This is a genomic window from Microbacterium resistens NBRC 103078, assembly GCF_001552355.1.
GTDB lineage: Bacteria > Actinomycetota > Actinomycetes > Actinomycetales > Microbacteriaceae > Microbacterium > Microbacterium resistens.
Map to the genome: position 1 here is coordinate 1 of NZ_BCRA01000059.1, position 9,128 is coordinate 9,128.

At 70.9% G+C, this 9,128-nt stretch carries 8 protein-coding genes; 6 read left to right on the forward strand and 2 right to left on the reverse strand.

The features are described 5' to 3' along the window. Positions 1-145: 145 nt before the first annotated feature. Entirely contained in the window at positions 146-1,525 is a 1,380-nt protein-coding gene (locus MR1_RS11040) for an MFS transporter (RefSeq protein WP_067246375.1), read from the reverse strand. A 164-nt stretch (positions 1,526-1,689) separates the two neighbouring features. Here MR1_RS11040 and MR1_RS11045 point away from each other — a divergent pair, with 164 nt between their 5' ends. The 6 genes from MR1_RS11045 to MR1_RS11070 all read left to right on the forward strand — a co-directional run bounded on the left by MR1_RS11045 (position 1,690) and on the right by MR1_RS11070 (position 8,561). Then, positions 1,690-3,204 carry a fumarylacetoacetate hydrolase family protein gene (locus MR1_RS11045; RefSeq protein ID WP_067246379.1) on the forward strand — a complete coding sequence of 505 codons (1,515 nt, stop codon included), beginning with the start codon at positions 1,690-1,692 and terminating at the stop codon, positions 3,202-3,204. Next, positions 3,201-3,887, forward strand: a complete 687-nt coding sequence (locus MR1_RS11050) for a GntR family transcriptional regulator (protein WP_067246397.1) — start codon at positions 3,201-3,203, stop codon at positions 3,885-3,887. The genes MR1_RS11045 and MR1_RS11050 overlap by 4 nt, the downstream gene beginning before the upstream one ends. Then, positions 3,887-5,425, forward strand: a complete 1,539-nt coding sequence (hpaE, locus tag MR1_RS11055; protein ID WP_067246382.1) for a 5-carboxymethyl-2-hydroxymuconate semialdehyde dehydrogenase — start codon at positions 3,887-3,889, stop codon at positions 5,423-5,425. Before MR1_RS11050 ends, hpaE begins: the two co-directional genes overlap by 1 nt. A gap of 120 nt (positions 5,426-5,545) precedes the next feature. Continuing rightward, complete coding sequence (gene hpaD / locus MR1_RS11060) at positions 5,546-6,712, forward strand: 3,4-dihydroxyphenylacetate 2,3-dioxygenase (protein ID WP_067246385.1); 1,167 nt, start codon at positions 5,546-5,548, stop codon at positions 6,710-6,712. A gap of 242 nt (positions 6,713-6,954) precedes the next feature. Then, the gene (locus MR1_RS11065) at positions 6,955-7,740 is read left to right on the forward strand and encodes a 2-keto-4-pentenoate hydratase (RefSeq protein ID WP_067246388.1); all 786 of its coding nucleotides are present in this window, start codon (positions 6,955-6,957) and stop codon (positions 7,738-7,740) included. Positions 7,741-7,757: 17 nt separating this feature from the next. Continuing rightward, positions 7,758-8,561, forward strand: a complete 804-nt coding sequence (locus tag MR1_RS11070) for an HpcH/HpaI aldolase family protein (protein WP_067246392.1) — start codon at positions 7,758-7,760, stop codon at positions 8,559-8,561. Between the two features lie 33 nt (positions 8,562-8,594). Here the strand turns inward: MR1_RS11070 and MR1_RS11075 are convergent. Continuing rightward, positions 8,595-9,128 (reverse strand): AroM family protein (locus MR1_RS11075; RefSeq protein ID WP_157518059.1); only part of this gene is annotated, 534 nt, incomplete at its 5' end.

Consider the following 9,128-nt stretch of genomic DNA (forward strand, 5'->3'; position numbering starts at 1 on the left):
CCCCGCGCCCACGCGCCCGCGCGCCCCGCGCCCACACCCCGCCCACGCCCACGCGTTGCGCCCGCACATGCGTCGAGTGGTCAGTTTCTGTGGGTTGAGGCGTCCTCAACCCACAGAAACTGACCACTCGACGGGCGGGGCGGGGCTACGCGCGGGACAGGCCGTAGATCGGGCTCACCGCCTGCTCGGCCTCGGCGTCCGGCCCGAGCGGGATGCCGCTGCGGTCGCGCAACAGCAGCGTCGCGACGAGGCCGAGCAGGGTCATCCCCGCGAGGTACCAGGTGATGCCCTGGGTGGAGCCGGTGGCCTGCACGATCGCCGTCGCGATGGTCGGGGCGAACGCACCGCCGACGATCGCGCCGATCGCGTAGGAGATCGAGACGCCCGAGAAGCGGATCGAGGCCGGGAAGAGCTCGGTGTACAGCGCCGCCTGCGGACCGTACGTGAATCCGAGCCCGATGGTGAGGATCGCGAGACCCGCGAACAGCGGCCCGATCTCTCCGAGATTGACCAGCGGGAACAGCGCGAACACCCCGCCGAGCTGGAGCACCCAGCCGATGATGTACGTGGTGCGGCGCCCGATCCGGTCGGACACCCACCCCGCGATGAGGGTCGAGATCAGCCAGGTCACGGCGGAGCCGGCGACGGCCCACAGCACGGGACCCCGCTCCAGCCCGATCGGCCCCTCGGGGTTCGTGGCGTAGCCCTGGATGTAGCCGCCGGTCGTCATGTAGCCCACGGCGTTGTTCCCGGCGAAGACGAGCGCGGCGATGATCACGAGCAGCAGGTGCTTGCGGAACAGCTGCACGATCGGCATCCGCGCCTCCTCCTTGCGCTCGGCCAGCTCCGTGAACACGGGGCTCTCCTCGACCTTGCGACGGACGTAGTAGCCGACGAGGATCAGCACCACGCTGAGCAGGAACGGGATCCGCCAGCCCCAGGCGAGGAACTGGTCACCGGGCGCGAGGAAGGCCATGATCGCCATCACGCCCGAGGCGAGGAGCAGCCCGAGCGGCACGCCGATCTGCGGCGAGGCGCCGAAGATCCCACGGCGCTTCTTCGGGGCGTGCTCGACGGCCATGAGCACGGCGCCGCCCCACTCGCCGCCGGCCGAGATCCCCTGCAGGATCCGCAGCAGCACGAGCAGCACCGGCGCCGCGACGCCGATGGTCTCGTACGTCGGCAGCACGCCGATCAGCGCCGTGGCCGCACCCATGAGGATCAGCGTCCACATCAGCACGGCCTTGCGTCCGACCTTGTCGCCGAAGTGGCCGGCGAGGAAGGCGCCGAGCGGTCGGAACAGGAAGCTCACGCCCACGGTCGCGAAGCCGACGAGGGCGCTGTTCGCCCCGAGCGGCGCGAAGAAGAGCTGCCCGAACACCAGGCCGACGGCCGTGGCGTAGATGAAGAAGTCGTACCACTCCACGGTCGTTCCCACGACCGTGGCGAAGACGACGCGGCGACGATCGGCTGCCGTCGCGATGGTGCCGGTCGGGGTGAACCCGTCCTGTGACTGCCCGCTCATGGGGTGTCTCCTTTGAATATGTGACCTCGTCGTCACGGCGCGCATCCGGGATGCTTGCCGAGTCTCGCCCTGATAATATACGATTTCGAATACGACGCCAACAGGCCGAGGCCTCCGGCGTATCCGTCCCTCTCCCCCGTGGAGATCAGCGCGAGGAGGCGCCTGTGACCGTCCCGATCCCCCGCCCCGGAAAGATCGTCGCGATCCACCTCAACTACGTCTCCCGCGCGGACCAGCGCGGGCGCCGCCCCGCGGCCCCGTCGTACTTCTTCAAGCCGGCCAGCTCGGTCGCCGGGACGGACGGGACCGTCGAGCGCCCCGCCGGCACCGAGCTGCTGGCGTTCGAGGGCGAGATCGCGCTCGTCATCGGCACCGCTGCCCGTCGCGTCCCCGTCGAGCGGGCATGGGAGCACGTGTCGCACGTCACGGCTTCGAACGACCTCGGCCTCTACGACCTGCGCGCCAACGACAAGGGCTCCAACGTGCGCTCCAAGGGCGGCGACGGCTACACGCCGCTCGGCCCCGACCTCATCGACGCCGCGCTCGTCGATCCCGCGGCCCTGCGCGTGCGCGCCTGGGTCAACGGCGAGCTCGCCCAGGACGACACCACGGCCGGCCTGCTGTTCCCGCTGCCCCAGCTCGTGGCGGATCTGTCCCAGCACTTCACGCTCGAGCCCGGCGACGTGATCCTCACCGGCACACCGGCAGGATCCAGCGTCATCGTCCCCGGCGACGTGGTCGAGATCGAGGTCGATGCGCCCGAGGCTCCGGGAGCGCCGAGCTCCGGGCGCCTGCGCACCACCGTCGTCCAGGGCGAGGTGCCCTTCGACGCGGCCCTGGGCTCGCTCCCGGCCGTCGACGACCTGCAGCGGGCCGAGGCCTGGGGGTCCCGGGAGGCGGCGGGCCTTCCCCGCGAGACCCAGGAGACCCAGGAGCCGCGGGAGCCCGCGGCCCCGGCGCTCACGGCGGAGCTGCGCGCGAAGCTCGAGGCGGCGCCCACCGCCGGGCTCTCGGCGCAGCTGCGCAAGCGCGGGCACCACTTCTGCTTCATCGACGGCGTCTCCGCGAACCTCCCCGGCACCAAGATCGTCGGCACCGCCAAGACGCTGCGGTTCATCCCGGCCCGGGAGGACCTCTTCGCCTCCCACGGAGGCGGGTACAACGCCCAGAAGCGCGCGTTCGACGCGGTGGCCGAGGGCGAGGTCATCGTGATCGAGGCGCGCGGCGAGTCCGGCACCGGCACCCTCGGGGACATCCTGGCCCTCCGTGCCAAGGCCCGCGGCGCCGCGGGGGTCGTCACCGACGGCGGCGTCCGCGACTTCGACGCGGTCGCCGAGATCGGCCTGCCGGTCTTCTCGCGGGGCCCGCACCCGTCCGTGCTCGGCCGCCGCCACGTCCCGTGGGACGTCGACGTCACGATCGCCTGCGGCGGCGCGGCCGTCCAGCCCGGCGACATCATCGTCGGCGACGGGGACGGCGTCATCGTGATCCCCCCGGCGATCGCCGAGGAGGTGGCCGACGCCGCCCTCGCCCAGGAGGTCGAGGACGAATGGATCGCGGAGCAGGTGGCGGCGGGGAACCCCGTCGACGGGCTGTTCCCGATGAACGCCGAGTGGCGCGCGCGGTACGAGGCGAGCCGGTCGGCGGGGACCGGGGCCGGAGAGAGCGCGGGCGCATGACGATCGTCGCCGAGGGGAGCAAGTCGGAGCAGGCGTACGCCTGGATCCGCTCGCGGATCGCCTCGCACGCGTACGGCCCCGGGTACCGTCTGGTCCTCGGCCCGATCGCGGACGAGCTCGGGATGAGCGTCGTGCCCGTCCGCGAGGCGATCCGCCGCCTGGAGGCGGAGGGACTGGTCACCTTCGAGCGCAACGTCGGCGCGCGGGTGTCGCTCATCGACGAGAGCGAGTACGCGCACACGATGCAGACCCTGGGTCTCGTCGAGGGGGCGGCCACCGCGCTGTCGGCCCCGCACCTCGACGCCGACGCGCTGGAGCGCGCCGCGGAGGTCAACGCCCGGATGGTGCGCCTCCTCGACCACTTCGACGCGCACGCGTTCACCGACCTCAACCGCCAGTTCCACTCCGTGCTGTTCGAGCCCTGCCCCAACCCGCACCTGCTCGATCTCGTGCACCGCGGGTGGGCGCGCCTGTCGGGGATCCGCGACTCCACGTTCGCGTTCGTCCCCGGTCGCGCGCGCCACTCCGTGGAGGAGCACGCGCAGATCCTCGACCTCATCCGCGCGGAGGCCGATCCGCTCGAGATCGAGCTCGCCGCCCGCAACCACCGCTGGCGGACGATGGACGCCTTCCTGACCTCCCGCCACGAACCGACCACCCGCACCACCACAGAAGGACGATGATGACCGACGTCTACATCCCGGCCGATCTGCCGGAGAAGATCCAGCACTACATCGACGGCGAGTTCGTCGACTCGATCGACGGCGACACCTTCGAGGTGCTCAACCCCGTCACGAACGAGACCTACGTGCACGCCGCCGCGGGCAAGAAGGCCGACATCGAGCGGGCCGTCGCGGCCGCCAAGCGCGCCTTCGACGAGGGACCCTGGCCCCGCATGCTCCCCCGCGAGCGCTCGCGCGTGCTGCACCGGATCGCGGACATCGTCGAGTCGCGCGACGCCCGGCTCGCCGAGCTGGAGTCCTTCGACTCCGGCCTGCCGATCACCCAGGCCCTCGGCCAGGCCCGTCGCGCCGCCGAGAACTTCCGCTTCTTCGCCGACCTGATCGTCGCCCAGGCGGACGACGCGTTCAAGGTCCCCGGGCGGCAGATGAACTACGTCAACCGCAAGCCGATCGGCGTCGCCGGGCTCATCACCCCGTGGAACACGCCGTTCATGCTCGAGTCCTGGAAGCTGGGACCTGCCCTCGCCACGGGCAACACCGTGGTCCTGAAGCCCGCCGAGTTCACACCGCTGTCGGCGTCGCTCTGGGCCGGCATCTTCGAGGAGGCGGGCCTGCCGAAGGGCGTCTTCAACCTCGTCAACGGCCTCGGCGAGGACGCCGGCGACGCGCTCGTGAAGCACCCGGACGTGCCGCTCATCTCCTTCACCGGCGAGAGCCGGACCGGGCAGATCATCTTCGGCAACGCCGCGCCGTTCCTGAAGGGCCTGTCGATGGAGCTGGGCGGGAAGAGCCCGGCCGTCGTCTTCGCGGACGCGGATCTGGACGTCGCGATCGACGCCTGCATCTTCGGTGTCTTCTCCCTGAACGGCGAGCGCTGCACCGCCGGCTCGCGCATCCTCGTGCAGCGCGACGTATACGACGAGTTCGTGGAGCGCTACGCGGCGCAGGCGAAGCGTGTGAAGGTCGGCCACCCGCACGACCCGGCCACCGAGGTCGGCGCGCTCGTGCACCCGGAGCACTACGACAAGGTGATGAGCTACGTCGAGATCGGCAAGACGGAGGGCCGTCTCGTCGCGGGCGGCGGGCGTCCGGAGGGGTTCGAGACCGGCAACTACGTCGCCCCCACCGTCTTCGCCGACGTGGCGCCGGACGCACGGATCTTCCAGGAGGAGATCTTCGGCCCGGTCGTCGCGATCACCCCCTTCGACACCGAGGAGGAGGCGCTGGCCCTCGCGAACAACACCAAGTACGGCCTCGCCGCCTACATCTGGACGAACGATCTCAAGCGGGCGCACAACTTCGCGCAGTCGGTCGAAGCGGGCATGGTGTGGCTCAACTCGAACAACGTGCGAGACCTCCGCACGCCGTTCGGCGGGGTCAAGGCCTCGGGCCTCGGCCACGAGGGCGGCTACCGCTCGATCGACTTCTACACGGACCAGCAGAGCGTGCACATCACGCTCGGCGCCCCGCACAACCCCACGTTCGGCAAGCAGGACCTGCACACCGAGACCGATCTCGACGACCCGGACCCCCGCTGAACCCACCAACCGGTCGTTGAGCGAGCGAAGCGAGACGAAACGCCTCCAGGCATCCGTGACGCGTTTCGTCTCGTCGCTTCGCTCCTCGCTCGATGACCGGGCGATAGCAAGGACGCTGACATGACCAACCGCGAAGACATGACCCTCACCTCCTCCGGGTTCTACGTGAGCCAGGAGGCGCCGATCACCACGGACAACCCCGTCGCCACCCCCGCCGCTGCGCCGCCGGACATCCTGCGCTGCGCCTACATGGAGCTGATCGTCACGGATCTGGCGGCCTCCCGCCAGTTCTACGTCGACATTCTCGGCCTGTACGTCACCGAGGAGGACGAGCAGACGATCTACCTCCGCTCGACGGAGGAGTTCATCCACCACAATCTCGTGCTCCGCAAGGGCCCGATCGCCGCTGTCGCCGCGTTCTCCTACCGCGTGCGCACGCCCGAGGACCTCGACCGTGCGGTCGAGTTCTACACGGAGCTCGGCTGCGACGTCCGCCGCGATCCGGACGGCTTCACGAAGGGCATCGGCGACTCCGTGCGCGTGGTGGACCCGCTCGGGTTCCCGTACGAGTTCTTCCACGCGACCGAGCACGTCGAGCGGATGTCGTGGCGCTACGACCTGCACATCCCCGGCGAGCTTGTGCGTCTGGACCACTTCAACCAGGTCACCCCCGATGTGCCGCGCGCTGTGAAGTTCATGCAGGATCTCGGCTTCCGCGTGACGGAGGACATCCAGGACGAGGAGGGCACGGTCTACGCCGCATGGATGCGCCGCAAGCCCACCGTGCACGACACCGCGATGACCGGCGGAGACGGGCCCCGCATGCATCACGTGTGCTTCGCGACCCACGAGAAGCACAACATCCTCGCCATCTGCGACAAGCTCGGGGCGCTGCGCCGTTCCGACGCCATCGAGCGCGGACCGGGCCGTCACGGGGTGAGCAACGCGTTCTACCTGTACCTGCGCGACCCGGACGGCCACCGCGTCGAGGTCTACACGCAGGACTACTACACGGGCGACCCGGACAACCCGGTCGTCACCTGGGACGTGCACGACAACCAGCGCCGCGACTGGTGGGGCAACCCCGTCGTCCCGTCGTGGTACACGGACGCCTCGCTCGTCCTGGACCTCGACGGCAACCCGCAGCCGGTCGTCGCCCGCACCGACTCGTCCGAGATGGCCGTGACCATCGGCGCGGACGGGTTCTCCTACACGCGCGCCGACGAGGCCGAGTCGTCGATGCCGGAGTGGAAGCAGGGCGAGTACAAGCTCGGCCACCAGCTCTAGGCGGCCGCCGCGTTTCGACTCGCGGAGACCCGCACTGAGCGAGCGAAGCGAGTCGAAGTGTCGCTCAACGACCGACGCACGTCCCCGCGTTTCGACTCGCGGAGACCCGCACTGAGCGAGCGAAGCGAGTCGAAGTGTCGCTCAACGACCGACGCACGTCCCCGGTCGTTGAGCGAGGAGCGAAGCGACGAGACGAAGCGCACCACCACGCAGAACTCACCACTCGCAGAGAGAAGGAACGGATGCTGTCAGCAGACACCATCGCGCGGCTCGCCGCCGAGCTCGCCGAGGCCGACCGCGCCAAGAGCGTCATCCCGCGCATCACCGCCCGCCACCCGGAGGCCACGGTCGAGGACGCCTATGCCGTCCAGGGCGTGTGGCGGGACTCGCAGATCGCGGCGGGACGCCGGCTCGTCGGCCGCAAGATCGGACTCACCTCCAAGGCGATGCAGCAGGCGACAGGCATCACGGAGCCGGACTACGGCGTGATGTTCGACGACACCGTGTACCGGTCCGGGGCGGAGATCCCCGCGGCGGACTTCTCGAACGTCCGGATCGAGGTCGAGCTCGCGTTCGTCCTGAAGGATCCGCTCGAGGGACCGGACTGCACCCTGGAGGACGCCCTCGCCGCGATCGACTACGCCGTGCCCGCGCTCGAGGTGCTCAACTCGCACATCGAGCTGGAGGGCCGCACGATCGTCGACACCATCAGCGACAACGCCGCCTACGGCGCGATGGTCCTGGGCGAGGTGCACAAGCGCCCCGACGAGATCGACCTGCGCTGGGTCCCCGGCCTACTGTTCAAGAACGGGGAAATCGAGGAGACCGGCGTCGCCGCCGGCGTGCTGAACCACCCCGCCACCGGCGTCGCATGGCTCGCGAACAAGTTCCACCAGCACGGCGCGCGTCTGGAGGCCGGCGAGATCATCCTGGCCGGTTCGTTCACCCGGCCGATGTGGGTGCAGGCCGGCGACAGCGTACTGTGCGACTACGGCCCCATGGGCACCATCACCTGCCGTTTCGTCTGACCGGATCCAGGAGCACCATGTCTCTTCGCCTCGCCCCGTCCTTCCGCGAGCGGCTCGCCGCCGCCGACCGAGCGCTCATCGGCATGTGGGCGTGCTCGGGCAGCCCCGTCCTCGCCGAGGTCGACGCCGGGTCGGGGCTGGACTGGCTCCTGATCGACATGGAGCACTCGGCGAACACGCTGGAGTCCGTGCAGATCCAGCTCCAGGTGGTGGCTGCCTACCCGATCACCCCGGTCGTGCGGGCCCCGTTCAACGACGTCGTCGCGATCAAGCAGGTGCTGGATCTGGGAGCGCAGAACCTCCTGGTGCCGATGGTGTCCTCCGCGGACGAGGCGCGGGCCGCGGTCCGCGCGGTCCGCTATCCGCCGGAGGGCGTGCGCGGCGTCGGCAGCGCCCTGGCGCGCAGCGCGCGGTGGAACCGCGTCGACAGCTACCTGCAGGAGTCGGCGCAGCACACGTCCCTCACGGTCCAGATCGAGACGGCCGCGGGCGTCGAGGCCGCGGCCGAGATCGCGGGGGTCGACGGGGTGGACGCGGTGTTCGTGGGGCCCTCCGACCTCGCCGCGTCCCTGGGGCGCCTGGGCCAGCAGACCCACCCGGACGTGCTCGACGCGGTGGGCAGGACCTTCCGCGCGGTGAAGGAGGCCGGGAAGCCGGTCGGCGTCAACGCCTTCGATCCCGCGGCTGCGGACGCCTACATCGCCCAGGGGGCGGACTTCGTCGCGGTCGGCGCGGATGTCGCGCTGCTCGCGCGGGCGACGGAGGCTCTGGCCGCCCGTTTCCTCCCCGCCGCCGACGACACCGCCCGCGCCAGCTACTGACACCCCGGTCCCCGAGGACCGAGCCCGGCGACGTCAGACGGCGGCGGCGAGCATCCGGGCGGCGAGGGAGCGGGCGGTGACCGCTCGGAGACCGGTGGCGCGCGTGACGACGGCGGCCATCTCCTCGGAGTAGCCGATGCAGTCCAGGAAGATCCACTCCGTGCCCGAGGCGGCGAGCGCACGGCCGGCCTCGGCGAAGGCCTCGGCATCGAAGGCGTAGGGATCGGCGGCCGCCACCGACGCGTCCCGGCCGAGATCGGCCCGCCAGCGCGCCGCGATGTCCTCGACCTGCCGCGGCGTCGGCACGAGGACACCGAGCGCCCGCTCGCCCACCAGCACCGCCGCGGCTCCGCGCGCCAGCTCCTCGGCGGTGTAGACCGGGACCGAGGCGGCGAGCCCCGGGAGGTGTCCGGTGCACAGGATCAGCACGGCCTCGGCGCCGTCCGCCACCACCCGGTCCACCGCGCTCTGGACGAGGGGGCGCAACCGCTCCTCGTCCAGGACCACGGAGGAACCGTCCCGCAGGCGCGAGACCACCGCCGCGCGTCCCGGCTCGGGGGCGAGGGC

What these genes read in the sequence shown, in the direction of transcription:
- MR1_RS11040 (WP_067246375.1), bottom strand. Translation starts at nt 1,525, where the DNA reads ATGAGCGGGCAGTCACAGGACGGGTTCACCCCGACCGGCACCATCGCG.
- MR1_RS11050 (WP_067246397.1), top strand. Translation starts at nt 3,201, where the DNA reads ATGACGATCGTCGCCGAGGGGAGCAAGTCGGAGCAGGCGTACGCCTGG.
- hpaE (WP_067246382.1), top strand. Translation starts at nt 3,887, where the DNA reads ATGACCGACGTCTACATCCCGGCCGATCTGCCGGAGAAGATCCAGCAC.
- hpaD (WP_067246385.1), top strand. Translation starts at nt 5,546, where the DNA reads ATGACCAACCGCGAAGACATGACCCTCACCTCCTCCGGGTTCTACGTG.
- MR1_RS11065 (WP_067246388.1), top strand. Translation starts at nt 6,955, where the DNA reads ATGCTGTCAGCAGACACCATCGCGCGGCTCGCCGCCGAGCTCGCCGAG.
- MR1_RS11070 (WP_067246392.1), top strand. Translation starts at nt 7,758, where the DNA reads ATGTCTCTTCGCCTCGCCCCGTCCTTCCGCGAGCGGCTCGCCGCCGCC.